Below are 25,648 nucleotides of genomic sequence, written 5' to 3' on the forward strand. Positions count from 1 at the left end.
GGGGATATCGCTTCACGACGTGATCCTCGCACTAACCGGGCTTGCGAGCGAACTGCGGTCAGTCGACGGCGTCTCGGATCACCGGCGGGTCGACCGACCGCTTCTCGCGGTCCAGTGGACCGTGCGATCACTGCCCGCGACCCGACCGTCGTGGTGCACAGTGAATCCATGTCCGAGGACCACCTCACCACCGAGATGACGGCATCGTTGGAGCGGCTCCGCCGGGTCAGCAATGATCGCCAAGCCGACCGGCATGACCGACAGCCCACCGCGAGCGCATCCGACGCCGCGGACCGGCGGGAGGAGGCCGCGGACCGGCGGGAGGAGGCCGCGGACCGCCGTCGCGACGCCCTCGATCAGCGGGCCGAAGCCGCCGACCGCCGTGACGAGACACAAGCACAGCGAGAAGCCGTGCTCGACGACCGGCAGGCAGCGCTCGATCACCGAGCTCACCTGCTGGACAGACGAGAGGGCGGAAATTGACAGACGAAGCGCGCCCCGCGTACGGCAGGTGGCGGAGTCCGTTCACGTCGGAGACGATCCGGGGCCTGCACATCCCGATGTGCGGGCCTCGCGCGTCATGTCGGCCCGCCGGTCAAGCCGACTCGAGCCGAACCAGTTCGGCACGGGCGAATCGCACACGGTCTGTCTCGGCGCCCGCCGAAGCCGCGATCTGATCGGCGAGATCGTGCGCCGCTTCGAGCCGGTGTCGCCGTGCCCAAGCGTTCGGCTCGGCTGTTCGCCGCCTTGCGGTACGCCCGTCGCTGCTTCCACCCGCGGGACAGGGCGTCGAGTTCTTCGGTGGTGATCACACCCTGTTCGGCCTCGGGCGCCATCACGGCGCGCATCGCCGCGCGTTCCGGGCGGACGGTGTAATGGAACAACCAGATCACCACGGCCAGGCTGATGAGAATCTCCCCGATCAACAGCTGTATCAGCAGCGCCGTTGCCGCCGCTGATACACATGTTGGCGTCCCACACCCCGTGCAGCAGCACGGCCACCACGATCAGCATGGTGCCGAATCCGGCCCGTCGGCGCTGCGCCACCGTGCCGAGAAGGTGGGGTTGCCCCAGCTGGTCTGCTCGATCGCGGCCTCCCGAGCCGTGATCGCAGGGTCGGGGCGCCGCTGCGTGACGCCCGCTGACCGAGGATTTCCGCAGGCACCCGAGCCAAGCCGACCGGCCTCGACATCATCCCGCTTGAACCAACCGTCGATCGGGTAAGCGTGGGCGAGTTCCTGTGCCGGTTCGCGCCGGTGCCGGGCGTAAGGTGTAATTATCTATTGACTCAAGCCGCCCTGGTCCTCGGCGTCTGTGCGGGGAAGGGGCGGCCGTGTCGGCACGGAAGTGCGGATCGTTCCGTTCACACGCAGACGGTGCGGCATCATGACCTCGCCTGCCCGCGGCGATGACCACGGGGCGCTCGTCCGGCGTCTCGTCGAGGCCCAGCCGGCGGATAGGGGTCTGTTACGACGGATCTGTCTCGCCGCCGTCGAGGCGTTGTCGGCGAGTGGGTCCGGGATCAGCGTGATGACCGCTGACGGGACACGCGGGGTGTGTGCGACGTCGGATCCGGTCAGCGAACGTGTCGAGGAATTGCAGTTCACTCTCGGTGAGGGGCCCTGTATCGATGCCTTCGCCGATCGCCGTCCGGTTCTCGCGGCGGATCTGTCCGATGGTGGTGGCCGCCGTTGGCCGGTCTACACTCCGGCCGCCCAGGACGCCGGCGTCCGGGCCGTCTTCGCCTTCCCGTTGCAGGTCGGCGCCGCCCGGCTCGGTGTCATGGACGTCTTCCGGGACCGGGTCGGGCCGATGAGCGGCACGGAACTGCAGTTGGCGTTCACGTTCGCCGATCTCACCGTGAAGGTCCTGCTGGACCTGCAGCAGGGTGAGGCCGCCGCTGACGACGGTGCCACGGTTCTGGACGTCGGGCGCCGGGCTGAACTGTTCCAGGCACAGGGGATGGTCATGATGCAGTTGGGGGTATCCATCAGTGAAGCTCTGGTGCGGATCCGGGCTTACGCCTTCGCCGAGAACCGTCGCCTGGAGGATGTCGCCCACGACATCGTGCAGCGACGGCTGCGATTTGACGGTTGACACGAATGAGTGGTTGTTGGGTACCGAACTACCGGGAGGCAGGGCATGAGCGGCGTTTCGGCTGAGCGATTGGCAAGCATCTTCGTGGAGGTCGCCGACACGTTGGTCGACGAGTTCGACCTCCTCGAGTTTCTGCACATGCTCACCGACCGGGCCCGCAGCCTGGTGGACGCGGCCGCCGCCGGACTGATGCTGGCCGACGAACGCGGACGGCTGGAGTTCATGGCCGGTTCGGACGAGAACGTACGCCTGATCGAACTGTTCCAGCTGCAGAATGATCAGGGTCCCTGCCTGGAGGCGTACCGGACCGGACAGCCGGTCATCAACATCGACCTGGCGGCGGCAGCGGCGGCAGGCCGCTGGCCTCGCTTCGCGCCCAGGGCCTCGACGGCGGGCTTCCGGTCCGTGCACGCCTTCCCGTTGCGGCTGCGTTCCCAGGTGATCGGTGCTCTCAACATCTTCGGCAGCACCAGCGGCGGCGATTTCGGGGCCGCCGATGTGCCGATCATGCAGGCTCTCGCTGACGTGGCGACCATCGGGCTGATGCAGGAACGTGCGATCCGCCGCAGTGAGGCGCTGACCGAACAACTACAGGGGGCGTTGAACAGTCGGATCATCATCGAGCAGGCCAAGGGCGCTCTCGCACAGGTCCACAACGTCAGCGTCGATGAGGCGTTCCGCCGGATCCGCGCCTACGCCCGCAACCACAACCGGCGGCTCACCGAGGTTGCCGCGCTGGTCGTCAGCGATCTGGCATCACTGCCCGGTCTGGCGCAGCCCTGACCGTCACCGGCGGGGCACTGTCCGGCCCGCGCAGCAGAGCGGCGAACTCCAAGTGTGCGTACCCGGTCCGCGGCCCTTCGCCGTCCGGCACGGGGTCGGCGTGGGTCTCCGCCGCCCGTCGCCGCGCGATCCCGACGATCCATTTCGTGGCTTCGATGTCTGGCTGAACGTGACAGCCGGCAAGCCACCACACTTCCAGATAGGTGGCCGCGAGTATCTCGTCTCGCCATACACGCTCGGACAGGAGTTCTGCCAGCACGGCGCCGACGGCCACCGACGTCCGCTCGACCAGGGCGCGGAACGCGAGCACGCTGCCTTTCGAGACCGCTTCGAGCAACATGGTGTCGCTTGAGTCGCCGTTGATGTCGGTGGAAGGTGTTCTCCTGGCCGGACTGTCGCCGAAGTCCGTCATGGTGCTCCATTTCAACGGCGAGCGGGAGTGCCGCCGAGGTCTGGAGCGACATGCGTAGGTCCTGCACCTGACGATGCTACGGCTTCAGCCTGCTCCGGCATGCCGGTCGTCACCCGGGAGATGGCTAGGGTTCCCTCCGTCGAGCACACGTGAATGCGTGGCCTCCTCACTCGGCAAGAGCCGTGCCACGGCGTGGACACGGGGTAGGGCGACGTGACTACCGGTTTTCCCGACGTCCCGCCTTGATCGAGTGCGCTCGCTGATGGACAGGCGTTGTCACGCGGAAACCGTCGCCCACACGACTTTGCCACCGTGGGCCGGTATGGCACCCCACCTCGCGGCGACCGCATGCACCAGCATCAGACCCCGCCCACCCTCAGTGATCGGAAGCCGTTGGCCCGCGCGGGTGCGCTCGACCAGACGCGGGAAGCGGGTGTCACCGTCCCGGACAGCCAGATGCAGATCCCGGCCGCGGCGGAGCACGGTGAGCACGAATTCCGTGCCGGCGTGCTCGACGGCATTGGCGGCCAACTCCGACATGACCAGTGCGGCGCCCTGCCGCAGATCGTGCAACTGCCAGGTGTCACATGCCCGCTCCACCAGGCCACGGGCCGCCCGCACGGAGAGCGGGACCGGCGCCAGACGGGTCTGCCACCGGTGACCTCGTCTCAGCCTGCCGACGACCGCGGCCCGCGCCTCACCCATCGTGGCGAACAGCGGCAACGAGTTCCCGTCGTGATGCCGCAACCGGTATCCGAGCATCGTCGCCGGTGGCATGCACAGCGCCAGAATGACCGGCAGCGCGCCACCTTGCGCCTTCCGCTGTGCCGCCAGCCAGTACCGCAGGCTCAGTCCGTGCAGATCGCTGAAGTCACGCAGGTCCACGATGATGGCCTCGGACGGCCCGGCGAGGCAGAGTTCCAGTCCCGCGATGATCTGCTCGCCGAGCTGCTGTGACCAGTGACCGTACACCTTGATCTCGACAACGCTGCTGCTCGCATCGGCAACGACACCCACCGACACTCCACGACGGTCGGTGACAGTCGCCACCAGATACGGCGGTCGAAGGGGCGGTGCTCCCTCGCGCCGCTCAACGGCGGTCATCGGCCGCCGTCGCCCGCACCGGGACCGGGTGGGACAAGGCTCCATTCACCCGGCGGCGCGGCCGGCATGATGTCCACCGGACGTGTTACGGAATCCACGGCTGCTCCAGGGCACCTACTCAGAAGGTGCGCCGCCGGGGTCCGGAGCAGCGAACGACGATGGGACACCGCCGCAGCCCAACGTTATACCAGCAGGCCGAAGATCGCAGTTGTGCTCATGAATCTCACATGGACTCGGAGCGTCGGAACGCAGTACTTCACACCCGGTGCGTGATGCTGAGGGCGGCTCGGGCGCGCTGAGGCCGCACCGGGGTCCGAGGTCATTCCGCTGGGCCGGGCTCGTCCTCGGAACCGCCCGACTCACCGAAAGGCCGCATGCCGGTCAGGTCGGCCAGCATCCGCGCCGCTTCGGAGATCGCGACCACCCGCACCCGCACCCCGCGAGCGCCGGCTCGATCCTGAAAGCTGATCAGCATTCGCAGCCCGGCCAGATCACAGAAACTCAACTGGGAGAGATCCAGTCGCAACAGGTGCCCCGGTTGGTCGAGTGCGCCCATCAACTGCTCGATCACCGTGGCGTCCACGGGCCGTGCCAGCTCACCCGCCACGACAACCAAGGTCACTCCGTCGACCGGCGGATGCACCGTCACCCACGCCTCCGGACCGAGGTCCGACACCGTCATCGTGAGCACCGCCTCGCCACCACCGACAGCGGGACACCGGGAACGGCAGTCCACCACTGCAACACTTGCGACACCTGCGAGACATCAGCACCCCGACGGCACACCGAATCGTAGTCCCGATCCGGGACGCGGGACACAACACGGCAGGCGTACGAAATGTCCGTCTGCCCTCACCACGTCGCGCTACTGTGACCCGCATCGTGCGGACATCACCATGACCGCACCTCGCGCACCGATCCACGGACCCCGTTCCGTCCGCGTCGAAATCGCTGCCCCAGACCCTGGTAGCGCTGCCACCCAGTCAAGGAGCAGCGATGTACCAGCACGGTGCCATGGGTCTCGGCAGAACACGTCCGGGCCATGTGTGGAACCTGATCCGCATGTACGGCCCGGACCTGACCGGGTTGTGCCGCGCGGGCACGGCACTCATACCGAATGTCGCGGGGATCGGTCTCTCGGCCGGCCCGGAGGGCGACCCGTTCCCGCAGATCCGATTCAGCAGCGACCAGGGCAGCACCAGTCTCGAGGACGCCCAGGAGAGACTGGACGACGGCCCGTGCCGCGACGCCACCTCCACCCGCCGGCCGGTGCATGCCGCCGATCTGAGCGATCCGTGGTGGCTTGAGCACTGGCCGCGGTTCACCCCGGCAGCGCTGCACTCCGGGGCGCGGGCGGTGTTCGCACTGCCCTTACACGCCGGCGGCGTCCGGCATGCCGGAGCCGTAGACCTGTACCGGCGTACGCCAGGTGATCTCTCTCGCGCGGATCAGACCACCGCGGCGGAACTGACCGCCGCAGCCACCGAGTTGCTCACCCTGGAACGCCTCGGCTTGGACTGGACCGGCGCCTTCACCGATGCCCGGCAGGACGCTTCCGGAGCGGGCACGCCGATCGTCCTCATCTCGCGGCGGACCGGTGCCAGGGCCGCCGTGCCGCCACTGGTCCGCTGGTTCGACCAGGCCTCGATGGGATGGGTGCGCCTTCGGGTCCACACCGACAGCATCCGTCACGGCCTGGTCCGTGCCGACGCGGACCGATTCGCGCTGGCCGTGCACGAGACCATGGCCAATTCCGTGCAGCACGGCGGTGGCCTCGGCCAATTACTGCTGTGGGGCCGCAACAGTCGCCTCTGGTGCGAGATCAGCGACCACGGCGCCGGCATCGGCACGACCCTGCGATCCACTCACGCCCACCGGCCGCGAACCGGCGTGCGGCAGCGGCGGGTCACCGGATTCCAGCTCATCGAACGCGCTTGCACCAGCATGGATCTCACCACGGACACCACGGGCACCCGGGTGAGGCTGAGCTACCACAACGACGCGGGCGGTTCCGGCCACTGCTGAGAGGGTCATGGTCACGACCGTGTCGCGTCACCGCGAGCAGCACGTCCCGAAGCACAGCTCGGCCCCTCGGGTCATTCAGGCGTAGTCTGACTGATGTCGCTCCAGACTCCGGCGGCTCGAGACCCTTTTCGGTGTGCCCTCATCCGAGGGTCCTCGTCCTGGGCAACGTTCGGAGCGGGGACAATGATCATCATGAAGGCGACAGTGGTCGCGGTGGTCCGCGAACGCGGCCGGCAGATTCGAGCCGATTTCGCCGAACGCGAATTGCCCGACCGCATCGATCCGTCACATCACGGCGGACGGCCGGCCATGCTTCATCTCGATCTCTCCACTTTGGCCGAACCCGACCGGGGGTGAGGTTCGGCACCCTGCTCCTCGGCTGTGGGATCCAACAGGACGAACGGTGCCGACGGCGTTGGTGCGCCGGCACCGTGTAAGGCCCCGTCACGTGATCCGCGGCGGTTCGACCGACAGAGGGCACGGCTCATGACCATCAAGTACGGATTCCTCAGTACCCATCCGCCTACCCGATGCGGCCTCGCGACGTTCAACTCCGCGCTCGTCACCCACCTCGACCGGTCCGCCGCCGCTGTCGGCATCGTGCGGGTTGCGGCACACGGCGACGACCTCACACCCGGGGCCGAGGTGGTCCACACGTGGACGGCCGGAACGGCGGCCGGGTGGCGCGTCAGCGCGGAGGCGCTGAACAGTTTCGACATCGCGGTCGTTCAGCACGAGTACGGCATCTACCCGGGCCATGACGGCGGCGAGGTCCTGTCCGTGCTGCGTCTGCTCACCGTGCCGAGCCTCGTCGTCCTGCACACCGTGCTCGCTCATCCCACCCCGAATCAGAAGTCGCTGCTCGAACAGATCGTGGCGGACGCCAGCGCGGTCGTGACCATCACTCGGTCCGCACACGACCGGCTGCTCAACGGCTACGCCGTCGATGCCACGAAGATCTCGGTGATCCCGCACGGTGCCTCCGACTACGCCGGCCCCTCGAACCGCCGGCACCCGGAATCGCACCTGTTGACCTGGGGTCTGCTCGGGCCGGGCAAGGGAATCGAATGGGCCCTGCGCGGCCTGGCCCGGCTACGCGACCTGGAGCCCATGCCCGTGTATACAGTGGCCGGTCGAACTCACCCCAAGGTTGCCGAACTCCACGGCGAGGATTATCGGGCCGGCCTGCACAAACTCGGCGCGGTTCTCGGCATCGCGCAACAGGTGCGCTATGCGTCGGCCTACCTTGACGATGAGGCGCTCGGCAGTCTGATCCGCTCCGCCGATGTCGTCGTGCTGCCGTACGACTCCACTGAGCAGGTCACGTCAGGTGTCCTGGTCGAGGCGGTGGCGGCACGGATCCCGGTCGTCGCGACCACCTTCCCGCACGCGATCGAACTGCTCACCGACGGCCCCGGCCTGCTCGTTCCGCACAAGAACCCCGCAGCGCTCGCCACCGCCGTCCGGCGTATCCTCACCGAACCTGCCCTCGCCGCCACATTGCGCGACCGCAGCGGGCACGCCGAACCGGCACTGCGCTGGCCCGCTGTAGCTCAGCGTTACCACGAACTGGCTGCGACCCTCGTTGCCGACCGCCACCTGACCACCGTGGCCGGCAAGTGACCACGAGGACCGTCAGCACGACGCCGGAACCCGACTCGGCCCGGTTCTCCTCCGTCACCTTCACCCACCTGGCCCGGCTGACCGACGACACCGGCCTCTTCGAGCATGCCCGGCACGCCGTCGCCCGCCGCGAGCACGGCTATTGCACCGACGATGCCGCCCGAGGGCTGGTCGTCATCAGCCGCGAGGTCGGCCCGTCCGCCGAGGCGCTGCGTCTCGCGGAGCGCTATCTGACGTTCCTCACGCACGCACAGGACGCCACCGGCGCCTTCCACAACCGGCTCGGCTTCGACCGGGTGTGGTCGGATGAACCCGGTCTCGGGGACTGGTGGGGCCGTGCCCTGTGGGGTCTCGGGACCGCCGCGGCACGGTGCCCCGCTCCGTGGATCCGCCAGGAGGCCCACCACGCTTTCGTCCAGGGCGCCTCACGCCGGTCCGCCAGCCCACGGGCCATGGCATTCGCCGCGCTCGGTGCCGCTGAAGTGCTCCGCGCCGAACCGGGGGCCGAACCGGCCGCCTCGCTCCTGTCCGCGGCCGCGACGGTGATCGGACATCCCGGCTCCGATCCGCACTGGCCATGGCCCGAGGAACGGCTCACCTACGCCAATGCCGCGCTCGCCGAGGCAGTCACCGCCGCCGGCGATCTCCTCGGCGATCCCCCGGTCCTGGCCGCCGGCCTGCGCATGCTCACCTGGCTGCTGGACGTCCAGACGAGCGACGGCCACCTGTCGGTACTGCCGGCGACAGGCTGGCGACGCGGAAACCCGCGGCTGCGGTACGACCAGCAACCGATCGAGGTCGCGGCGCTGGCCGACGCCTGCGCCACCGCCGCCGCGGTCACCGGCGCTCCGGCCTGGCATGCGGGTGTACACCGATGCATCACGTGGTTCCTCGGTGACAACGACATCGGCCGACCGATGTGGGACGCCTCAACCGGCGGCGGATACGACGGTCTCACCCCGACCGGGCCCAACCTCAATCAAGGCGCCGAATCCACTCTCGCCCTGATCGCCACCTTCCAGCGCCGCGCCTCTCTCCGCGCCGTTTCGCCGGCCGGGTAGCGGGGTATCACGGATGTGATCGAACCCCGTGTCGTGGCCATGTCGCCTACGTGATCACGGCGGCCGTCCAGACTCCCGCAGCCCTTCTTCGCCGCATCCGATCGTCTGCCCGATGTGACCTCGCCTCACCATTCACGGCCGACAGGATTCAAGGAGTCGCCTCATGAGCAACGTCGTCATCGTGTCCCTGCTCAAGGCGGCCTGAGGATGGCCCCGGTGTGGGCCGGCATCGCCCGTAAGCAGACGCTGGACCGGCTCGCCGTTGCCCGGCGAGGTTGGACACCACCGCCGTTCACGGCAGATCCCGCGCTCGGTGAGTCCCCGGTCGTGCTGGTCGAACAAGCCCCGTCGGTGGACGACCGGCTACCGGACGGCGTACGGATCGCCGGCGCCTGGGCTTGGCGCGTCATTCTCCTCATCACCTGCGCCTACCTGCTGATCCGGGTCGTCAGCCTGCTGCAGATCGTGGTCGTCCCGGTCGCGATAGCCCTGCTGCTGGCCGCGCTCCTCGAACCGGTGTCGGCCGCCCTGCAACGACGAGGCGTCAACCGCTCACTCGCGGCCGGTCTCGTAATGGTCGGCGGTCTGCTCGTGGTCTTCGGTGGTCTCACCCTGATCGTGCAGACGGTCATCTCGCAGCTGGACGACCTGAGCGCCCAGGTCGCCGACGGTCTCGCCGAGGTGCAGGGCTGGCTGTCACAGGGCCCGCTGCACCTGTCGCAAAGTCAGCTCAGCGGCGGGCTCGAACGGTTGCGTACGGCGATCACCGACAACCAAGGAGCGCTGACCTCCGGGGCCTGGAACACCGCCGCCACGCTCGGTGAGGTCGTGGCCGGTTTCCTCCTGGTGCTGTTCACCCTCTTCTTCTACCTCCGTGACGGTGGACAGATCTGGACGTTCGTGTGCCGCGTGTTGCCGCGCGCCGCCCGGATCCCCACCGCCAGGGCGGGGCACTACTCCTGGCACACCCTGGTCTCCTACGTACGGGCCACGGTACTGGTCGCCTTCGTCGACGCCGCCGGGATCGGGATCGGTCTCGCCATCCTGCGTGTGCCGCTCGCTCTGCCGCTGGCCGCGCTGGTCTTCCTCAGCGCGTTCATCCCGGTGATCGGCGCCACCCTGTCCGGCACGGTCGCCGTCCTGGTCGCGCTCGTCACCGTCGGACCGGTCAAGGCGCTGATCGTGCTGGGAGTGGTCCTCGCCGTTCAGCAGATCGAAGGCCACGTCCTACAGCCGCTGATCATGGGGCGTGCCGTCGCACTGCACCCACTCGCCGTGATCCTGGCTATCGCCATCGGCGTGGTCGTCGCCGGCATCGTCGGCGGGCTGGTCGCCGTACCGCTGCTCGCAGTCCTCAACACCGCCATCCGATATCTGTCCAGCCACCCGGACGGCGAGCCCACCCTAGACCGCGAACCGCCGGGGACCGAGCCGACCGAGCCCGCTGTTCCCAGCGGCGACCCCGCACTGACCGGAACACCCAACGAAAGCGGGCCGTCACGATGACCGTAACCACCAGCCACACCAACCGGGCGCCCCGATCGGCGGTCGTCGTCAACCCTTCCAAGATCGACAACTGGGACGGATTGCGCAGCACCGTCGACGGCACGCTGATCCGGGCCGGCTGGCCCGCGCCGCGATGGTTCGAGACGACCGAGGACGACCCCGGGATCGGCCAGACACACGCGGCGGTCGAATCAGGCGCCGAGGTGGTGTTCGTCTGCGGCGGCGACGGGACCGTGATGTCCGCGGTGTCGGCGCTGGCCGGTACCGAGGTGTCGCTGGCCGTCCTGCCCGCCGGCACCGGCAACCTGCTCGCGGCCAACCTCGGGCTGTCCACTGATCTGGCGACCGGTCTCGCGGTCGCGCTGGAAGGCGGGCTGCGACGCCTGGACGTGGGCACTCTCGACGGCCGGCACTTCGCGGTGATGGCGGGCATGGGCTTCGACGCGCACATGCTCGACGCCACCTCGGACACCGCGAAGAAGCACATCGGCTGGCCCGCGTACGTTCTCGGCGCCATGAGGCATCTCAAGGACCGGCCGATGCGGGTCACCATCCGCATCGACGGCGGCACGCCGATGCGCCGGCGCGCCCGGTCGGTCCTCGTCGCCAACGTGGGCCGCCTGCAGGGCGGGCTGAGGCTGCTGAGCGAAGCTCAACCGGACGACGGGGTCCTGGACGTCGCCGTCCTGACCCCCAACACGCTGCGCACCTGGTTGGCGCTGGGGTGGGGCCTCCTCCGGCGCACCGACCGGGTTCCCGCGTTGGAGGTCTTCCGCGGCAGCCGCATCGAGGTGCTCAGCAACCGGCCACAGCCGCGCCAACTCGACGGCGATCTCATCGAGAGCGGCGACCGGCTGATCGTCGAGGTCATACCGCAGGCACTCTGGTTGTGCGTGCCCGAACCGGCCGACCACCCCGACCTCAGCATCGACGCCGACCGCGCGGGCGCGGCTGTCGCCCGATCGTCGGGAACGACGGTGACGTCATGACCCTGCGCCCGGCATTCCTGTCACCTGCCGAGCGGCCCGATTGCTCTTCGTTCGACGGCACCTGGTGGCCCCAGTCGCTCGACCTCGATGTCGAGCTGCGCATTCTGCTGCCGATGCTCGACCAAGTCCGTGGACCGGTGCGACGCCTGGCGCTGAGCGCCGAGGGCTGGGCCAACGGTCCGGACCGGGTGGTCGTGGACGGGCGTACGGTCGACGTCGACTATCTAGCCGACCCGCCGCCGTGGACGATGACCGTCGTCTGCGTCGACGGGGGCACCTTCACGAGGCGCGTGGTTCCGCCCGGCCCGAGTCCTGCGGCCCCGGACGGCACGGAAGCAGGGCTGGAGACGGAAACCTGGAAGACCGAGGGCGGTGGGCTCGGCCTGTCACGTGCGCGAGCGGTCCGATGACCCCCCTCGCGGCCCGCGTGCCCCGCCCGGTCACCCCTCGTATCGTCAACGAGGCCTTCTACCGGGCTGTCGTCGCCGCCGACCGGGCGCCGTCGGCGCAGGACCGGCGACCGTGGCGATGGCGCCTGAACCGCGGGGCACTGGAGTTGTTCACCGTCCCCGCCCGGATGTCGGGTCTGCCCGATCCGGACGCCAGATTCACCATGCTCGGCTGTGGCGCCGCTCTGCATCACGCCCGGGTGGCTCTCGCGGCGCGCGGCTGGCGCGTGACGACCTCCCGGCTGCCCGACCCCGACGTGCCGGGCCTGCTGGCCCGCCTGCACATCGACGGGCGCGCGCCGGTGAGCCCGGCCACCGCCAACCTGGCCCGCTGCATCCGGGTCCGGTCCAGCGACGGACGCCCGGTCACCGGCGATCCGATCGGTCCGGAGGTCCTGCGGGCCATCGGCACGGCGTTGAAGTCTCAGTACGTTCGCCTTGCGGTGCTACGCCCGGACCAGCTCCTGGACCTCACTTTGACGACTGCCCACGTTCCGGATCCCGGTCCGGCTGTGGCCCGATGGCATGCGGAACTCGCGTTGTGGACCGGCAGTGACCGGATCGCCGGAACCACCGGAGTCGCACAGCCGTCCATCGCCCACGGCGATCACGACCGGGCGGCGACCTTCGTGGTTCTGCACGGGCCGGGTGATCGAGACGTCGACTGGCTGCACGCCGGTGAAGCCCTCTCCACCGGTTCGCTCGTGGCCACCGGTCTCGGGGTGTCGGTGCTGTCGTTGAGCGCACCGATCGAGCACGCAGGTGCCCGGGAGCTCCTGCGTCGTGTGATGCCCGAGATCGGCTTCCCCTATCAGGTCATTCGACTGGGCCGATACCCGGCCGAACGGGAATGCCGCGGAGACGTCCATCCGTAACGCTCCGGACCCCGGCGTTCATCGTGCTGACTCGAGATGCGGAGCCGGTCATGACATCCTCGATCCGCATCCCTTCCCCCACCACCGTCCATGTGCGCGACACGGCCCGGTGGTCCTGTTGAGCTACACCGACGTCATCGATCGCATGCTGGAGCAGCATGACGAGGTCCGCAGGCTGTGTGCAGGCGTCGAGCGCTCAGCGGGTCCAGAACAAGAACGGCGGTTCGCGGAGCTGACACACCTGGTCCACCTGCACGAGCGCAGCACGCAAACGGTCGTCCGTCCGGCCACCCGCAACCTCTCCGCCACCGGAGACACGGTCGGCGCGGCTCGCCTGCTGGAGGGCGCGGCCATCGAGCGATCCCTCACGTCACTGCGCGACGTCCAGATCATGGACGCAGCCTGATCCCACGGACGCCTGTGGGCCACCGTTGCCCCTCTACGGCGTCCCACAGGCGTCCTCTCATCGGGTAAAGCTCGAATCAGCCACTCGCCGCCGGCCGGCCGCGGCTCGAGCCTCGCGCAGGGGCGTTACGTCCTCGAACGGCAGGGCTCCGATCTGGGGATTCGCGGCACGGGTGGCCTCTGTGGAGGCGGAAGTAGCGGGTGAGATCACGTCGTGATCATGAAGTTCTATCTCTCATCGCCGCACCGACCGTCACGACACCCCATGCCGGCAACGCACTGACGCGGGTCACCGACGGTGAACAGTGTGGGTTGCTGAACGCGCTGGCGAAGGTTCCCGATCCGCGTGACCCGCGCGGTGTCCGCTATCCGCTGTCGGCGGTGCCGGCCGTCGCGGTCTGCGCGGTCATGGCCGGCGCAGCTGATCCCTCTCGATCCGACTGACCACCATCGTCGCCGGCCGGCTGCACGCCCGGGTTCCTCAGCCGGGTTCGACGCCAAGCCGCTACCGCAGCGTGATCGCTGTGGACGGTAAGACCCTGCGCCCGCGTCCGCCTGGGCGACGGCCGTCAGGTTCATCTGCTGTCCGCGCTGGACACCGCGACCGGGATCGTGCTCGCCCAGGTCACCGTGGATACGAAGTCGAACGAGATAACGCCGTCGTGCCGCTGCTCGACGCTGTCGAGAAGGTGCTCGGTACTCTGGGCGGGGTCCTCGCTACCCCCCGGCGCCACCAACATCGCCTGCGCCACACGCCAAGCAAACCGCCGCTCATACGACCTGATTACGGCCGTGACCAGCAGCTAACCGACAACGCAATGACGCTGCCCGAAGCCTCGCCATCATCGATCACCGAACCCTGCCAAACGGGTCTGACCTGCAAGATCAGGCTGGAAGGCTCATTCAAACCGCTCCGGTGGATCAAGACCGAGGGAGCCGTCGACGACGAATCTATTGGGCGAACGTCTGGATGAAATAGTGGAGGGTCGCCGGGGCTCCGGCATTGGGCTGGCCCGCCGGGACGAAGCCTTTGCCGACTGCCACTCCGACACCGGTGGTGCGGTAGGAGCAGTTTCGCATCGTGGCGTTGTGGCCCGGACTGTTCCGCCAGTAGTCGAGCGCGTGCTGGAATTCGGGCGCGGGCGCGCTTCCGATGTAATAGCGAACATAGGCGTTCTCGGTGCCGACTCGGCCGACTTCCCGGGAGATCCGGGTGGCGGCGTCGCTGCCGTCGGAGCCGATGTGGCCCTGCCTGTTGGCGTCGCCCTTCTCCCACAGGCCGGGTGGCCCGGGATGCCTGGACAGGTCGTCGGCGTGCCTGCGAGCCACGCCGACCAGACGCGGATCGACCTGGAGCGTCGTGCCGCATGACTCGCGGTGGATGGCGTTGACCTGGTCGAGGATCTGCTGCTCGGTCGGGTTCAGCGGCGCGGAGCCGTCAGGGACGATTCCCTGGTGCGGCAACACGAAGTTGTATCCCATCGGTTCGTGCAGGCCACTGGCGGGGCAGCGCTGATTCTGGCGGTAATAGGTGCCGTCACGGCCGGAGAAGAACATGCCGTTGCATTTACCGCAGAACCGCCAGTCAGGCTGCGCGGTGGCCGACGCCGGCACGTCGTGAGGCAACACGAAGTTGTATCCCATCGGTTCGTGCAGACCACTGGCGGGGCAGCGCTGATTCTGGCGGTAATAGGTGCCGTCACGGCCGGAGAAGAACATGCCGTTGCATTTACCGCAGAACCGCCAGTCAGGCTGCGCGGTGGCCGACGCCGGCACGTCGTGAGGCAACACGAAGTTGTATCCCATCGGCTCGTGCAGACCACTGCCGGGGCAGCGCTGATTCTGGCGGTAATAGGTGCCGTCACGGCCGGAGAAGAACATGCCGTTGCATTTACCGCAGAACCGCCAGTCGGGTTGTCCCTGTTGCTGAAGCGCCGAGAATCCATGCGCTTTTTCGATCTTTCCTCCGGCGAGACCGGCCAAGACAGCGGAGGCTCCCAATCCGGCGATGACGAGGCCGCGTCGCGTCAGTGAAATGCCGGTACCGGTGCGTCGTCGGGCATGTTCCATATCAGCCTCGATTCCTTGCTGTTGCCGTTTCAGCATCCCACATCAGAACCCCGGAGAAACGGGAGTCATCCTAATGAGCCATTCCGCGCAAGGTTCTGACCACTGACGGTCGTCATGTGGTGCGGTCAGGCTCGATGTGGACCACGACGAAGCGCTGCGGCGACGATCTTGCCGATCCGCCAGGGGGTTGGGGCTGACGTTGCATGGTGATGGTGCCGGACTCGCCTTCGTAGCCCAGGTCGCCGAGGGTGCGCAGGTCGGAGCTACCCAGTCACACCCGACATCACCGGCAAACGGTCAGCCGTCATCCATATTCCAGAAAGAATAATAGACACACCATTGACGGCGACTGCCGTGGCGACGGACGGCTGCCCTACCTGCCTTGGATACGGTCCCGATACATTCAAGGCGCGAGCGGAACCTTCGATATACCAACCGTTCCCCATGCCCGCATCGGCACAGGTGGACGGCCGAGGTTAGGGTGGCCGGTATGGCTGCCGACATGCCGGTTCTCGACGTGCGCGACCCGCTGGCGGTCGGCGTGGTCGACGCGATCCGCAGCGGCGATGTCGTGACGCTGCGACGGCTGCTGACCGAGCATCCCGGGTTGGCCGCGGCACAGCTCGGCGACCACGACGGCGGCATGACACGCACGCTGCTGCATGTCGTCACGGACTGGCCCGGCCGATTTCCGAACGGCCCCGCCACGGTGGCCGCGCTGGTCCAGGCCGGTGCGGATGTCGACGCCCGGTTCACCGGCCCGCACACCGAGACGCCGCTGCACTGGGCCGCCAGTTGCGACGACGTCGACGTGCTCGACGTCCTCCTGGACGCCGGTGCCCGGATCGACGCCGACGGTGCGGTCATCGGCGGCGGCACACCCTTGGACGACGCGATCGCGTTCGCGCAGTGGCGGGCCGCACAACGCCTGGTCGAGCGCGGTGCACGGACGACACTGTGGCACTCGGCGGCCCTGGGCCTACTCGACCGGCTCGAAGGACATCTCACCGCCGGGCCGACACGGGACGAGATCGACAACGCCTTCTGGGGTGCCTGTCACGGTGGTCGACTGCAAGCCGCTCAGATGCTGCTCGACCATGGCGCCGCTCTCGACGCGATCCCGACCTGGGAGAACATGACCCCGCTGGATGCCGCCACGCGAAGCGGCGCCTCCGACGTGATCGCGTGGCTGCGTTCCCGAGGAGCCAGGACCGCCGCCGGGTCGTAGCCGGGGTGTGCTCAGTCCCCCGTCGGGATCGACGGCGGCAGCGTGAACCAGAACCGGCTACCGCCGCCGGGGTTCTGCTCGACTCCGATGCGGCCGCCGTGCCGTTCGACGATGCGCCGGCAGATCGCCAGGCCCAGACCCGTGCCCTGGTAGCCGCCGCTGTTGGCGGAGCGGTGGAAGGCGTCGAAGACCTTTGGCCGGTCGGCCTCCGGAATGCCGATGCCGTGGTCGGCGATCTCGATGCGTACGACGCCGCCCGGTGCCGTCTGTGCGGATACCTCGACCAGCGCGGCGGTGCCGGTGCGCCGGTATTTGAGGGCGTTGCCGATCAGGTTGTCGATCACGTGTCGCAGCAGGTTCGGGTCGGCGTACACGTACGGCAGAGTGCCGTTTGTGGTGATCTGTGATCCGTCGTCGGTGGTGAGGCGTTCGGCTGTCACGTCCGCGACCAGGTCGGCAAGCGACACGGGACGTACCCGCAGTTCCGACTCGTCGGCCCGGGCATGGGTGAGCAGGTCGTCGACCAGGCGGCCCATGCGTCGGACGGCGCGTTCCATCACGTCGAGGTCGCGCTGCGCCTGCGTGCCCAGCCGGGACTCGTCGTCCTCGCGGAGCTGCTGCAGGTGGGCGGTGATCACGGCCAGCGGTGACCCGAGATCGTGGCCGGCCATGATGAGGAACGCACGCAGCTCGGTCTCGCGGCAGCCCGTTGAGCGCTCGGGGGCCGGGCGGCGGCGGGCGGTCTTCGCGAGCAACCTGGGGGCGGGACGGGTACGAACGCTCATGACGGCCTCTTCCGGTTCGGTGGGGCCGGACGGCCCGCGATGACCTCACCGTGCCGCGCCCGAGTGGGCGGGCGCATGAGACCCGGGTCCCGGGTGACCCGGGCAGGTTGCCCGGCCGAATCGGGCGCGAAACCCTAACTTTCGGGACATACCGACGCTCAGACTGGGGGCTATGCGACAACGGCTTCTGATCGGCTCACTGGTTCTGGCCTCGGCCGCCGCACTCGCGGCCGGCCTGGTCGTCAACCTCGACGCCTTCACGCGGATGCAGGGCACCCCCTGGGAATCCACCTTCTCGCTGCGCCCTGCCGACGGGTCCACGAGCCCACGCGTGATGGCCGCCGATCACCTGCTCCTCGGGGCCTCCTACGTCCTCGGCTGGGTCGCCGCCGGCTGGGCACTGGCCACGGCGCATCCCCGAACAACGCTGGGCTGGTGGTTCCTCTCGTACGGCCTGATGTTGTCCTGCCTCGAGGTCGCCGACGCGGTGAGCCGGTTGCATCTGATCACGACCGCCGTCGAGGACGGGATGGCGGTGGACGCCTTGTCGTACGCCCGCTTCCTGCTCTCGCCCTTGACGGTGTTGCCGATGGTGCCGGTCGTGGTGGTGCTGGTACTGGCCCATCCCGACGGCCGGCTCCCGGCAGGCTGGTGGTGGCGGTGGCCGGCCGGGATGATCGTCGCGGGCATCGCGGTGGGCTATGCGGGCGAGTACGTATCGCCCTGGGTCGTGCTGGCACCGGCGACCGCAACGGTGGTGATCGCCATCATCGTCTGCGGGCGGCACGCGCTGCACCTGCACCGCCAGCCGTGGGCCTGGTTCGCGGGGTGCGCCCTGCTCGTGTTCGCACTGCGCTACCTGTGGAGCCTCGACCGAAGCTACTCCGGCGACGGTCCCGTCGTAATGGCCCTGACCGACCCCATGTTGATCATTCCGCTCGGCCTGGCAGCCGCGGTGCTGCGCCCCCGCCTGCTGCGGATCCCCACGGTTCTGCGCCGTGTTCTCGTCTACGCCGCGCTGGCCGCTCTGCTCTACAACGTCTACCTGCCCATCGCCGCACTCGCGGGCCTGTCCTGGATTCACCGCCCCGTGATCTTCGCAGTCGTGGTGGCGGGCCTCGCCCTGGCGCGCGACCGGCTGCGGCGCGCCGGCACCCGCCTGGTGTACGGCGCCAACCGCAATCCCCTGCAGGCCCTGGCCGAACTGAGCGACAACATCGCCGAGAACGACCGCCTCGACCTGGTGCCGACCGCCGTCGCGACGGTGGCCGCCGCGGTCGGCGCCGACGGAGCGGTACTCGTCACCCCCGACGGGCAGGTACTGGCACGCACCGGACACGAACCGGACCGCTACCTCGCACTGTCGTTACGGTTCGGCGGCGCGGAGATCGGCGAGCTCAGAGTGGCGCAGCCGGCGAGTGGCGAACTGTACTCCGAGGTCGAGATCCGGCTGTTGACCGCGCTGGCCACCCAACTCGCCGTCGTCGTCTCCGCCGCCGACCTGGCCGAGTCGCTGGAGGCCGAACGCAACCGGGTCGTCACCGCGACTCGCGACGAACGGGACCGGCTACGCCGGGACCTGCACGACGGGCTCGGACCGTCGCTGGCCGGCCTGAGCCTGGGGTTGCAGGCCCTCGCCAGGCAGATCGACGACCCGGACACCCCGACCGGCACACTCGTGCAACGACTGCAGTCCGGGACCGACACCGCAGTCCGCGACATCCGCCGCATCATCGACGGCCTCCGACCCACCGTCCTGGACACCGCGAACCTGACCCAGGCCGTCGAACGCCACGCCACCAGCCTCGGCCCGGCGCTACCGGTGGATGTGACCGCCGCGGGCCTGCCCGCCCTCGCACCCGACATCGAGGTGGCGGCGTACCGGATCATCACCGAGGCACTCACCAACACCGCCCGACACGCCCACGCCCGACACGCCCGAGTCACCATCAGCGCCGACGAGGCACTGCACATCGCGGTCGCCGACGACGGCCACGGTATGCCCGCGAACCTCGCCACCGCCGGGGTCGGCCTGTCGTCCATGCGCCGTCGCGCCGAAGCACTGGGCGGTGCCCTCGCGGTCGACTCCACCGACTGCGGAACCACCATCATTGCGACCCTGCCCCTGTCACCAGCACACTGCGACTGAGGAGACCCCGATGTCAGAGATCGCCCCGGTGCGGGTCCTGATCGCCGACGACCACCCCATGTTCCGATTCGGGTTGGCCGCCGCCATCGGCGCCGCACCGGAGATCGACCTGATCGGCGAAGCCTCGTCCGGCGCCGAACTGATCGAGATGGTCGACCGAACGACACCCGACGTGGTGATCAGCGACCTGTCGATGCCCGGCACCGACGGTGTCAGCGCCACCCGCCAGATCAAGGCCCGCCATCCCGAGGTGGCGGTACTCATCCTGACGATGCACGAAGACGACGAGGCCCTCTTCGGTGCCATTCGTGCCGGTGCTCGGGGCTACCTTCTCAAAGGCGCCGACCAGGCCGACATCGTACGGGCAGTGCTCACCGTGGCCCGCGGCGACGTCGTGTACGGCACCAACGTCGCCCAGCGGATCATGGACTTCTTCACCGGAGCCCAGCAGGACTACGCCATCACGGTCTTCCCCGACCTCACCAACCGGGAACGCGAGATCCTGGAACTCGTCGCCGCCGGCCACCACAATCACGAGATCGCCCGCCGTCTCGTCCTGTCCGAGAAGACCATCCGCAACAACGTCGCGTCGATTCTCACCAAACTCCAGGTCAGCGACCGGGCAGCCGCCGTCGCCAAGGCCCGCGACGCCGGACTGGGCCAGGCACTCAAATGAGCCCGATGCTCGAATCGAGATCTTGAGCGGCCACGGTACGGCAGCGCGCCGCCCGGGCTCGAAGGCCCGAACGGGATGAGCCCGACGACGGCACGACCACCGCGGACAGCCGCTCTCAGGACGAAATGCCACTCCCCCGTCCGCCGGTCGTCCCACCGGGGAATCCGACAGGCGGCCCCGCATTGCCTCGGCAGACCATCGGGTGATCGGCTCCTCGCTGAACAGCGGGGGCGCTGCGGAGCGTGGCTGCAGGGTGGGTAGGGCGCGACGTAATGTCGGAGGCGGGGGCCGAAGAAACGGTCGGCCTCCGCACCCTGACCGCTACCAGGGGGAGCTGCCGTCATGGCCAACACCGTTGGCGAGACCTTGTTCATCGGTGCTCAAGTCGCCTACTGGCGACAGCGCCGTGGGAAGAGTCAGCGTGTCCTGGCCGGACTGGCCGGTATGAGCCAGCCCTACCTGAGCCAGATCGAGAACGGGGTGCGCCCCGTTGAGCGCCGCGCGACACTCGTCGCGCTCGCGTCGGCGCTGGACGTCTCCATCGCCGACCTCACCGGCCATTCCATGGATCCCACCGATCCGGTCCGGGCAGCCGCCGCGGCTCACGTACCGAGCATCCGCGAGGCCCTGATCCGCCGAGAGATCGGCGAACTGGAGGAGCCACGCCACGACGTCCGTGCGTTGATGCTGGCCGGCGGCGGCTACGACTTCGCGACCGTCGCGCCCCGACTACCCAACATGCTCGGCGGGCTCCGCGGCGGCGATCTCATCCAGGTCGCCCATGTGGGCGTCTACACGCTGAAGCACCTCGGCTACCCGGACCTGGCCCGGGATGCGGCCCGCCTCGCCGTCACCGAGGCTCGCGAACTCGGCCACCCGGCGTGGATCGGCATCGCCGAGTTCATCCGGATCCTGGCCATGCCGCCGGAGATGCCCGACACCCCGGCGCGGCTCGCCCAGCGGGTGGCCGACGAGATCCAGCCGTACATCGGCGATCCTGACGTCCGGCAGGCTTACGGCATGTTGCACCTGCACGCCGCGCTGCGTGCCGCCGTCGATCGCCGCGCCGATCAAGCCCATGAGCATCTGCAAGAGGCCGGCGAGTCAGCCGAATCGCTGGGCGAGCCCGTAGACCTCGGGTTGGCCCGGTTCGCATTCGGTCCCACGAACGTGGGTTTCTGGACAGTGGCGACCGAGTTGGAGCTCGGCGAGCCTCGTCGGGCGCTGGAGGCCGCGGACCGGGTGGCACCCGGACGGCTGCCGATCGCGAACCGCCAGGCACCGTATTTCGCCGACCTGGCCACCGCGCTCGCCCAGGTCGGCCGTGATCACGAGGCGATCGCCACGTTCTTGCGAGCCGAGGCGAGCGGGCCTCAATGGTTCCGGCTACGGCCCACCGTACGCGACACGATCGGGTCGATCATTCGCCGCACGAAACGAAACTCCATCACCAAACAGATGCGTAGCGCAGCGACCGCCGCGAACCTCGGGCCCCTCGTCAAGGGTTGATAGCAGACGGCAATCATCTCAGCGCCCCGCCACCGTAACTTTCGGCTTCGCGGCGACGAGCGTCACGAGACACCGTGAAGTCTCCTGCTCGTCGCCGTCCAAAGTCGGCGGCGGGCGCCCCGTGACGCGCCCGCCGCCCCTGATCGGAGGCGAACATGCGGGCCGAGCTCAAGCGGCTGATGATGTGGCGACGCCGGGTACGCGCAGCCCGGGCCTGGCAGGAAGCCGAACGGCGACAGGCCGCCGAACGCGACGCCGCAGTTCGCCGCATCCTCGACCAGGCGCAGCGTGCCACGTGAGCTGGCCGATCCTCACCGTCGGCCCACGGAATCTACCGGCCGGCGGTGTCACACGCGTGTGGCTCGACACCGGATCCGGCCCGGGATATGTGAAAGAGGTGCGCTGCGACCAGCTGTCGTTAGCCGACATCGATGACGGCAAGAGCAGCAGCGCCTTCTACCTGCTGCACCCTGCACGCGACGATACCGACGGCGGCGCCCCGCTCCCCCGCACATAGTGATCGGTGACGAGGCACGTCCCGGGCCGAGCACTGGACTCGGAGATCGCGACCGAGGTCACCTAACCGTATACCCCGTCCGGCTTGCTGAGCAGGAACCGCGTCTCGACCAGGGAACCGGTGTTCTGCAGCCAGGTGGCGACCTTCTCCGGCCGGCGACGGCCGAGGTATGGGAATTCGGGGAGCGAGTCGCGGACCCGGTTGGCATAGTTGACGGTGATCGTGTCGTAAGAGCTTCGGGTATCGGCCAGCCCGCTGTCCACGCTCATGACGGGCACGGCAGTCGATGATCACGTTGCTTCGTGGCGGTTTCAGACTCGGCGTAGGGTTCGGATCGCCGGGGTCAACAGTAGGGCGGCGCAGACCAGGATGCTTACGGCGGTGGAGACTGTCAGCAGGGTTCGTGGGGCGATCAGTTCGACGGTCGGGCCGACCAGGGCCTGGCCGACGGCGACGCCGGCTACCGAGCCGGCCACCTCGTAGGCGGTGACTCGGTTGAGGACGTCCGGTGCGACCTGGGTCTGTACGCTCGTGGACCACATCACCGACCAGAACGCCCAGGCCATTCCGCCTACCAGGTGACCGGCCATGATCAGGGGCAGCGGCAGGTCGAGTGTCACGGTCAGTGGGATGAACACGAAACCGGTCAGTGCCAGTCCGCCGGCGGCCAGGGGGCGGGGTGGGCGGAGCCGGATCGCGATCAGTCCGCCGAGGACCGTGCCGGCGCCGAGGCCGGCCATCACCCAGGCGTAGGCGACGTCGCCGAGGCGGTCGCCGATCAGGCGGGAGGCGAGCGGGACGTACGGTCCGAAGACGGCGATGCCGAAGACGACCCAGATCAGGATGACCGACCACATCCAGGTTCGGGAGCGGAACTCCGACCAGCCTCGGCGGAGGTCGGCCAGGACCGTGGAGGGCTGCCGGGCCCGTACCGGGGACGGTAGCCGGATGAGGGCCAGGCACAGGCCGCTCAGCAGGAACGTGCCCGCGTCCACGGCGTACACGGTCCCGGCGCCGGCGGCCACCATCAGCAGGCCGGCCAGGACCGGGCCGCCGACCTGGGTGGCCGCGTCGGCCATCTTCAGGGTGCCGTTGGCCCGCTGCGGGTCGGCCGCGACCAGCGGCACCATGCCGTTGACGCCCGGCTGGAACATCGCGGCGGCCACACCGGCCAGGAACGATGTGGACAGCAGCAGCCAGAACGGCGGGGTCCCGGTGAGGAACGCGACGGCCAGGACGCCCTGGGTGACGATGCGGACGAGGTCGGCGCCGATCATCATGGTGCGGGCGCCGACCCGGTCCGCGAACACGCCGCCGAGCAGTACGAAGATCACGAACGGTGCCGTCCAGACGGCCAGGACGTAGCCGACGCCGGACACGCCGTAGACGGCGCCGACGGCCAGGGCGGTCACCACGGGCAGCATCGTGTCGCCGAGCAGGGACACCGTACGGGCGCCGAAGAACAGGGTGAAGTTCCTGGTCCACAGCCGGTCGGGCAGGGTGGTGGGAGGCTGTTCGCCGAGTTGCGCGGGAGTCACGGTCACCCATTGTCGGCGCGGCGGGTGTCGCCCGCAGGAGCCGAGCGGGACGCCGGTGGGTACATTCGCGCCATGCCGCACCGTGTCGTCGCCCTGGTCAGTCCGCCGGTCGAGATGTATCGGGTGACCAGTGCGTCGGCGGTTTTCGGCGATCACGGGCCGGACATTCCGATGCACTACGACTTCGTTCTCTGCGCGGAACGGCCGGGCGCCGTACGTACCACCATGGGGGTTGATCTGATCGTCGACCGCGGTCTGGAAGCGCTCGGTGACGCCGGCACCGTCCTGATTCCCGGCTGGCAGGCCGGTCCGGAGGTCTCCCCCGCGGTCGGTGCGGCGGTCCGCGACGCGCATCGTCGTGGCGCCCGCATCGTGGCGATCTGTTCGGGTATTCACATTCCGGCGAGTCTGGGTCTGCTCGACGGGCGGACCGCGGCCGTGCATTGGGAGATGACCGCGGATCTGGCGGTTCGGTATCCGTCGGTGCGGGCGGATGCTTCGGTGCTTTATGTGGATCATGGCGATGTGGCGACCGCGGGTGCGTCGGCGACGACCATCGATCTGTGTCTCAACCAGGTGCGGCGGGAGCACGGTGCGGCGTTGGCGATGCGGATCGGTCGGCAGTTGGCCGCGGCGCCGCATCGGGAGGGCGGGCAGCGGCAGTTTCCCCGGCTGCCGACGGCCGGTCCGGTGCCGGATTCCCTTGCGCCGCTGCTGGACTGGATCACCGCGCATCTGCATCGGCCGTTGACGGTCGAGGAGATGGCGGCGCGGGCCGGGTTGTCGCCGCGTACGTTGACCCGGCATTTCACCGATCAGCTGGGTGTGTCTCCGGGGCGCTGGTTGTTGGATCGGCGGATCGCGACGACGCGGGCTCTGTTGGAGGAGACCGATCTGCCGGTCGGTGCGATCGCTCAGCGTGTCGGGTTGTCGTCGGCGGTGAATCTGCGGCGCCGGTTCCGGGCGGCTCTCGACACGACGCCCGCCGCCTATCGGGACACGTTCCGTTCTCCGTGTTGAGGAGGGGTTCCGGATGGATCTGGGGTTGGCCGGGAGGGGCGTGTTCGTCAGCGGCGGCAGTCATGGCATCGGTCGGGCGGTGGTGCGGTTGCTGCTCGCCGAGGGGGCGTCGGTGGCGGCCTGCGCGCGGCGGTCCGCGGACCTCGATGCTGTGGCGGCCGGCCTTGATCCGGCGGTTCGGGAGCGTTTCGCGGGCTTTCCGGCGGATGTACGTGACGCGGCCGCCGTTCGGGATGCGGTCGATGCCGCGGTGGCACGGTTCGGGCGGCTCGACGGGCTGGTCGTCAACGCCGGGTCGGGCCGTACCGGTGGGGCGCTGACGACGCCGTACGACGGTTGGGTGGAGCAGTTCGAGATGAAGGTGGGGGCCGCGTTGAACACGGTCACCGCCGCCGTGGGTGCGCTGAGCGGGTCGGATGCGCCTCGGATCGTGATCGTCAACGGGATCACCGGGCGTGCGCCGGAACCGTCGATGGCTGCGGTCAGCGCCACTCGTGCGGCGCTGCTCAATCTGTCGCGGTCGTTGGCTGTCGAGCTGGCTGATCGCGGGATCCTGATCAACGCGGTCAACGTCGGCGCGATCCGCACCGAGCGGCAGCGGGTCCGGCATGCGGCGACCGCTTCCGAGATGCCGTACGAGCAGTGGTGCGCCGCTGAGGCCGAGAGGCGTGGTGTGTTGCTCGGGCGGCTGGGTGAGGCTGATGAGGTGGCGCCGATCGTCGCGGTGTTGCTGTCGCCGCTGGCGTCGTATGTGACCGGTACTTCCATCGATGTGGCCGGCGGCAGCGGTGGGTACCTGTGATCGGTCGGTCGGGTCACGAGGATTC

Annotated in this window: 29 protein-coding genes; 22 read left to right on the forward strand and 7 right to left on the reverse strand. The window is 68.9% G+C overall.

Going from position 1 to position 25,648, the window contains the following annotated elements; all coding sequences use genetic code 11:
- The first annotated feature begins 168 nt into the window (after positions 1–168).
- From Q0Z83_RS18645 to Q0Z83_RS18655, 3 genes are all read left to right on the forward strand, one after another.
- On the forward strand, positions 169–483 hold the full coding sequence (locus Q0Z83_RS18645) for a hypothetical protein (RefSeq protein WP_317795223.1): 315 nt from the start codon (positions 169–171) through the stop codon (positions 481–483).
- 903 nt (positions 484–1,386) lie between these two features.
- Positions 1,387–2,097: a GAF and ANTAR domain-containing protein gene (locus tag Q0Z83_RS18650; RefSeq protein ID WP_317795224.1), complete on the forward strand. Its 711-nt coding sequence runs from the start codon at positions 1,387–1,389 to the stop codon at positions 2,095–2,097.
- Between the two features lie 45 nt (positions 2,098–2,142).
- Positions 2,143–2,880, forward strand: coding sequence for a GAF and ANTAR domain-containing protein (locus tag Q0Z83_RS18655; RefSeq protein WP_317795225.1), 738 nt, complete (start codon positions 2,143–2,145; stop codon positions 2,878–2,880).
- On the opposite strand, the gene Q0Z83_RS18660 is transcribed toward Q0Z83_RS18655, so the two are convergent.
- From Q0Z83_RS18660 to Q0Z83_RS18670, 3 genes are all read right to left on the reverse strand, one after another.
- Complete coding sequence (locus Q0Z83_RS18660; RefSeq protein WP_317795226.1) at positions 2,840–3,292, reverse strand: hypothetical protein; 453 nt, start codon at positions 3,290–3,292, stop codon at positions 2,840–2,842. The genes Q0Z83_RS18655 and Q0Z83_RS18660 overlap by 41 nt on opposite strands.
- 276 nt (positions 3,293–3,568) lie before the next feature.
- On the reverse strand, positions 3,569–4,309 hold the full coding sequence (locus tag Q0Z83_RS18665) for an ATP-binding protein (protein WP_317795227.1): 741 nt from the start codon (positions 4,307–4,309) through the stop codon (positions 3,569–3,571).
- A gap of 406 nt (positions 4,310–4,715) precedes the next feature.
- Positions 4,716–5,078 carry an STAS domain-containing protein gene (locus Q0Z83_RS18670; RefSeq protein ID WP_317795228.1) on the reverse strand — a complete coding sequence of 121 codons (363 nt, stop codon included), beginning with the start codon at positions 5,076–5,078 and terminating at the stop codon, positions 4,716–4,718.
- A 314-nt stretch (positions 5,079–5,392) separates the two neighbouring features.
- Between Q0Z83_RS18670 and Q0Z83_RS18675 the strand changes: the two genes are divergently transcribed.
- From Q0Z83_RS18675 to Q0Z83_RS18725, 11 genes are all read left to right on the forward strand, one after another.
- Positions 5,393–6,421: a GAF domain-containing protein gene (locus tag Q0Z83_RS18675; RefSeq protein ID WP_317795229.1), complete on the forward strand. Its 1,029-nt coding sequence runs from the start codon at positions 5,393–5,395 to the stop codon at positions 6,419–6,421.
- 183 nt (positions 6,422–6,604) lie between these two features.
- Positions 6,605–6,778, forward strand: coding sequence for a hypothetical protein (locus Q0Z83_RS18680; protein ID WP_317795230.1), 174 nt, complete (start codon positions 6,605–6,607; stop codon positions 6,776–6,778).
- A 129-nt stretch (positions 6,779–6,907) separates the two neighbouring features.
- Positions 6,908–8,044: a glycosyltransferase gene (locus Q0Z83_RS18685; protein ID WP_317795231.1), complete on the forward strand. Its 1,137-nt coding sequence runs from the start codon at positions 6,908–6,910 to the stop codon at positions 8,042–8,044.
- The gene (locus tag Q0Z83_RS18690; RefSeq protein ID WP_317795232.1) at positions 8,041–9,105 is read left to right on the forward strand and encodes a glycosyltransferase; all 1,065 of its coding nucleotides are present in this window, start codon (positions 8,041–8,043) and stop codon (positions 9,103–9,105) included. Before Q0Z83_RS18685 ends, Q0Z83_RS18690 begins: the two co-directional genes overlap by 4 nt.
- 207 nt (positions 9,106–9,312) lie before the next feature.
- Positions 9,313–10,611, forward strand: coding sequence for an AI-2E family transporter (locus Q0Z83_RS18695; protein ID WP_317795233.1), 1,299 nt, complete (start codon positions 9,313–9,315; stop codon positions 10,609–10,611).
- Positions 10,608–11,600, forward strand: coding sequence for a diacylglycerol/lipid kinase family protein (locus Q0Z83_RS18700; RefSeq protein WP_317795234.1), 993 nt, complete (start codon positions 10,608–10,610; stop codon positions 11,598–11,600). Before Q0Z83_RS18695 ends, Q0Z83_RS18700 begins: the two co-directional genes overlap by 4 nt.
- Entirely contained in the window at positions 11,597–12,010 is a 414-nt protein-coding gene (locus tag Q0Z83_RS18705) for a DUF5994 family protein (protein WP_317795235.1), read from the forward strand. The genes Q0Z83_RS18700 and Q0Z83_RS18705 overlap by 4 nt, the downstream gene beginning before the upstream one ends.
- A complete protein-coding gene (locus Q0Z83_RS18710; RefSeq protein WP_317795236.1) occupies positions 12,007–12,924 on the forward strand; it encodes a nitroreductase in 918 nt (305 codons plus the stop codon). Before Q0Z83_RS18705 ends, Q0Z83_RS18710 begins: the two co-directional genes overlap by 4 nt.
- 118 nt (positions 12,925–13,042) lie before the next feature.
- Positions 13,043–13,330, forward strand: a complete 288-nt coding sequence (locus tag Q0Z83_RS18715; protein WP_317795237.1) for a hypothetical protein — start codon at positions 13,043–13,045, stop codon at positions 13,328–13,330.
- Positions 13,331–13,530: 200 nt separating this feature from the next.
- Entirely contained in the window at positions 13,531–13,773 is a 243-nt protein-coding gene (locus tag Q0Z83_RS18720) for a transposase family protein (RefSeq protein WP_317795238.1), read from the forward strand.
- A 218-nt stretch (positions 13,774–13,991) separates the two neighbouring features.
- On the forward strand, positions 13,992–14,303 hold the full coding sequence (locus Q0Z83_RS18725) for a hypothetical protein (protein ID WP_317795239.1): 312 nt from the start codon (positions 13,992–13,994) through the stop codon (positions 14,301–14,303).
- On the opposite strand, the gene Q0Z83_RS18730 is transcribed toward Q0Z83_RS18725, so the two are convergent.
- Positions 14,281–15,435: a CAP domain-containing protein gene (locus tag Q0Z83_RS18730; RefSeq protein ID WP_317795240.1), complete on the reverse strand. Its 1,155-nt coding sequence runs from the start codon at positions 15,433–15,435 to the stop codon at positions 14,281–14,283. The two genes, Q0Z83_RS18725 and Q0Z83_RS18730, sit on opposite strands and share 23 nt — an antisense overlap.
- 454 nt (positions 15,436–15,889) lie before the next feature.
- Between Q0Z83_RS18730 and Q0Z83_RS18735 the strand changes: the two genes are divergently transcribed.
- Complete coding sequence (locus Q0Z83_RS18735; RefSeq protein WP_317795241.1) at positions 15,890–16,627, forward strand: ankyrin repeat domain-containing protein; 738 nt, start codon at positions 15,890–15,892, stop codon at positions 16,625–16,627.
- Positions 16,628–16,638: 11 nt separating this feature from the next.
- Here Q0Z83_RS18735 and Q0Z83_RS18740 read toward each other — a convergent pair whose 3' ends face one another.
- Entirely contained in the window at positions 16,639–17,412 is a 774-nt protein-coding gene (locus tag Q0Z83_RS18740) for a sensor histidine kinase (RefSeq protein WP_317795242.1), read from the reverse strand.
- 172 nt (positions 17,413–17,584) lie between these two features.
- Here Q0Z83_RS18740 and Q0Z83_RS18745 point away from each other — a divergent pair, with 172 nt between their 5' ends.
- The 5 genes from Q0Z83_RS18745 (at position 17,585) to Q0Z83_RS18765 (ending at position 22,263) form a co-directional block, all read left to right on the forward strand.
- Positions 17,585–19,561 (forward strand): GAF domain-containing sensor histidine kinase, encoded by a 1,977-nt coding sequence (locus Q0Z83_RS18745; protein WP_317795243.1) that lies wholly within the window; start codon positions 17,585–17,587, stop codon positions 19,559–19,561.
- A 10-nt stretch (positions 19,562–19,571) separates the two neighbouring features.
- Positions 19,572–20,237 carry a response regulator transcription factor gene (locus Q0Z83_RS18750; RefSeq protein ID WP_317795244.1) on the forward strand — a complete coding sequence of 222 codons (666 nt, stop codon included), beginning with the start codon at positions 19,572–19,574 and terminating at the stop codon, positions 20,235–20,237.
- 342 nt (positions 20,238–20,579) lie between these two features.
- Positions 20,580–21,746: a helix-turn-helix domain-containing protein gene (locus Q0Z83_RS18755; protein WP_317795245.1), complete on the forward strand. Its 1,167-nt coding sequence runs from the start codon at positions 20,580–20,582 to the stop codon at positions 21,744–21,746.
- Positions 21,747–21,901: 155 nt separating this feature from the next.
- Positions 21,902–22,045 carry a hypothetical protein gene (locus tag Q0Z83_RS18760; RefSeq protein WP_317795246.1) on the forward strand — a complete coding sequence of 48 codons (144 nt, stop codon included), beginning with the start codon at positions 21,902–21,904 and terminating at the stop codon, positions 22,043–22,045.
- Between the two features lie 56 nt (positions 22,046–22,101).
- Positions 22,102–22,263, forward strand: a complete 162-nt coding sequence (locus Q0Z83_RS18765) for a hypothetical protein (protein WP_317795247.1) — start codon at positions 22,102–22,104, stop codon at positions 22,261–22,263.
- A gap of 62 nt (positions 22,264–22,325) precedes the next feature.
- On the opposite strand, the gene Q0Z83_RS18770 is transcribed toward Q0Z83_RS18765, so the two are convergent.
- Together Q0Z83_RS18770 and Q0Z83_RS18775 are read right to left on the reverse strand one after the other, a co-directional pair.
- Positions 22,326–22,532 (reverse strand): hypothetical protein, encoded by a 207-nt coding sequence (locus Q0Z83_RS18770; RefSeq protein ID WP_317795248.1) that lies wholly within the window; start codon positions 22,530–22,532, stop codon positions 22,326–22,328.
- Between the two features lie 42 nt (positions 22,533–22,574).
- Positions 22,575–23,801 (reverse strand): MFS transporter, encoded by a 1,227-nt coding sequence (locus tag Q0Z83_RS18775; RefSeq protein ID WP_317795249.1) that lies wholly within the window; start codon positions 23,799–23,801, stop codon positions 22,575–22,577.
- A gap of 72 nt (positions 23,802–23,873) precedes the next feature.
- Here Q0Z83_RS18775 and Q0Z83_RS18780 point away from each other — a divergent pair, with 72 nt between their 5' ends.
- Positions 23,874–24,821, forward strand: a complete 948-nt coding sequence (locus Q0Z83_RS18780; RefSeq protein WP_317795250.1) for a GlxA family transcriptional regulator — start codon at positions 23,874–23,876, stop codon at positions 24,819–24,821.
- Positions 24,822–24,834: 13 nt separating this feature from the next.
- Positions 24,835–25,623 (forward strand): SDR family oxidoreductase, encoded by a 789-nt coding sequence (locus tag Q0Z83_RS18785; RefSeq protein WP_317795251.1) that lies wholly within the window; start codon positions 24,835–24,837, stop codon positions 25,621–25,623.
- Positions 25,624–25,648 lie beyond the last annotated feature (25 nt).

The sequence above is a fragment of the Actinoplanes sichuanensis genome (genome assembly GCF_033097365.1).
Taxonomy (GTDB): domain Bacteria; phylum Actinomycetota; class Actinomycetes; order Mycobacteriales; family Micromonosporaceae; genus Actinoplanes; species Actinoplanes sichuanensis.

Coding starts and splice junctions, on each gene's coding strand:
- Q0Z83_RS18695 (WP_317795233.1), top strand. CDS start 9,313: ATGGCCCCGGTGTGGGCCGGCATCGCCCGTAAGCAGACGCTGGACCGG.
- Q0Z83_RS18705 (WP_317795235.1), top strand. CDS start 11,597: ATGACCCTGCGCCCGGCATTCCTGTCACCTGCCGAGCGGCCCGATTGC.
- Q0Z83_RS18710 (WP_317795236.1), top strand. CDS start 12,007: ATGACCCCCCTCGCGGCCCGCGTGCCCCGCCCGGTCACCCCTCGTATC.
- Q0Z83_RS18770 (WP_317795248.1), bottom strand. CDS start 22,532: ATGAGCGTGGACAGCGGGCTGGCCGATACCCGAAGCTCTTACGACACG.
- Q0Z83_RS18755 (WP_317795245.1), top strand. CDS start 20,580: ATGGCCAACACCGTTGGCGAGACCTTGTTCATCGGTGCTCAAGTCGCC.
- Q0Z83_RS18735 (WP_317795241.1), top strand. CDS start 15,890: ATGGCTGCCGACATGCCGGTTCTCGACGTGCGCGACCCGCTGGCGGTC.
- Q0Z83_RS18675 (WP_317795229.1), top strand. CDS start 5,393: ATGTACCAGCACGGTGCCATGGGTCTCGGCAGAACACGTCCGGGCCAT.
- Q0Z83_RS18730 (WP_317795240.1), bottom strand. CDS start 15,435: ATGCTGAAACGGCAACAGCAAGGAATCGAGGCTGATATGGAACATGCC.
- Q0Z83_RS18785 (WP_317795251.1), top strand. CDS start 24,835: ATGGATCTGGGGTTGGCCGGGAGGGGCGTGTTCGTCAGCGGCGGCAGT.
- Q0Z83_RS18760 (WP_317795246.1), top strand. CDS start 21,902: ATGCGGGCCGAGCTCAAGCGGCTGATGATGTGGCGACGCCGGGTACGC.
- Q0Z83_RS18650 (WP_317795224.1), top strand. CDS start 1,387: ATGACCTCGCCTGCCCGCGGCGATGACCACGGGGCGCTCGTCCGGCGT.
- Q0Z83_RS18680 (WP_317795230.1), top strand. CDS start 6,605: ATGATCATCATGAAGGCGACAGTGGTCGCGGTGGTCCGCGAACGCGGC.
- Q0Z83_RS18655 (WP_317795225.1), top strand. CDS start 2,143: ATGAGCGGCGTTTCGGCTGAGCGATTGGCAAGCATCTTCGTGGAGGTC.
- Q0Z83_RS18670 (WP_317795228.1), bottom strand. CDS start 5,078: ATGACGGTGTCGGACCTCGGTCCGGAGGCGTGGGTGACGGTGCATCCG.
- Q0Z83_RS18750 (WP_317795244.1), top strand. CDS start 19,572: ATGTCAGAGATCGCCCCGGTGCGGGTCCTGATCGCCGACGACCACCCC.
- Q0Z83_RS18740 (WP_317795242.1), bottom strand. CDS start 17,412: ATGAGCGTTCGTACCCGTCCCGCCCCCAGGTTGCTCGCGAAGACCGCC.
- Q0Z83_RS18660 (WP_317795226.1), bottom strand. CDS start 3,292: ATGACGGACTTCGGCGACAGTCCGGCCAGGAGAACACCTTCCACCGAC.
- Q0Z83_RS18745 (WP_317795243.1), top strand. CDS start 17,585: ATGCGACAACGGCTTCTGATCGGCTCACTGGTTCTGGCCTCGGCCGCC.
- Q0Z83_RS18780 (WP_317795250.1), top strand. CDS start 23,874: ATGCCGCACCGTGTCGTCGCCCTGGTCAGTCCGCCGGTCGAGATGTAT.
- Q0Z83_RS18700 (WP_317795234.1), top strand. CDS start 10,608: ATGACCGTAACCACCAGCCACACCAACCGGGCGCCCCGATCGGCGGTC.
- Q0Z83_RS18645 (WP_317795223.1), top strand. CDS start 169: ATGTCCGAGGACCACCTCACCACCGAGATGACGGCATCGTTGGAGCGG.
- Q0Z83_RS18685 (WP_317795231.1), top strand. CDS start 6,908: ATGACCATCAAGTACGGATTCCTCAGTACCCATCCGCCTACCCGATGC.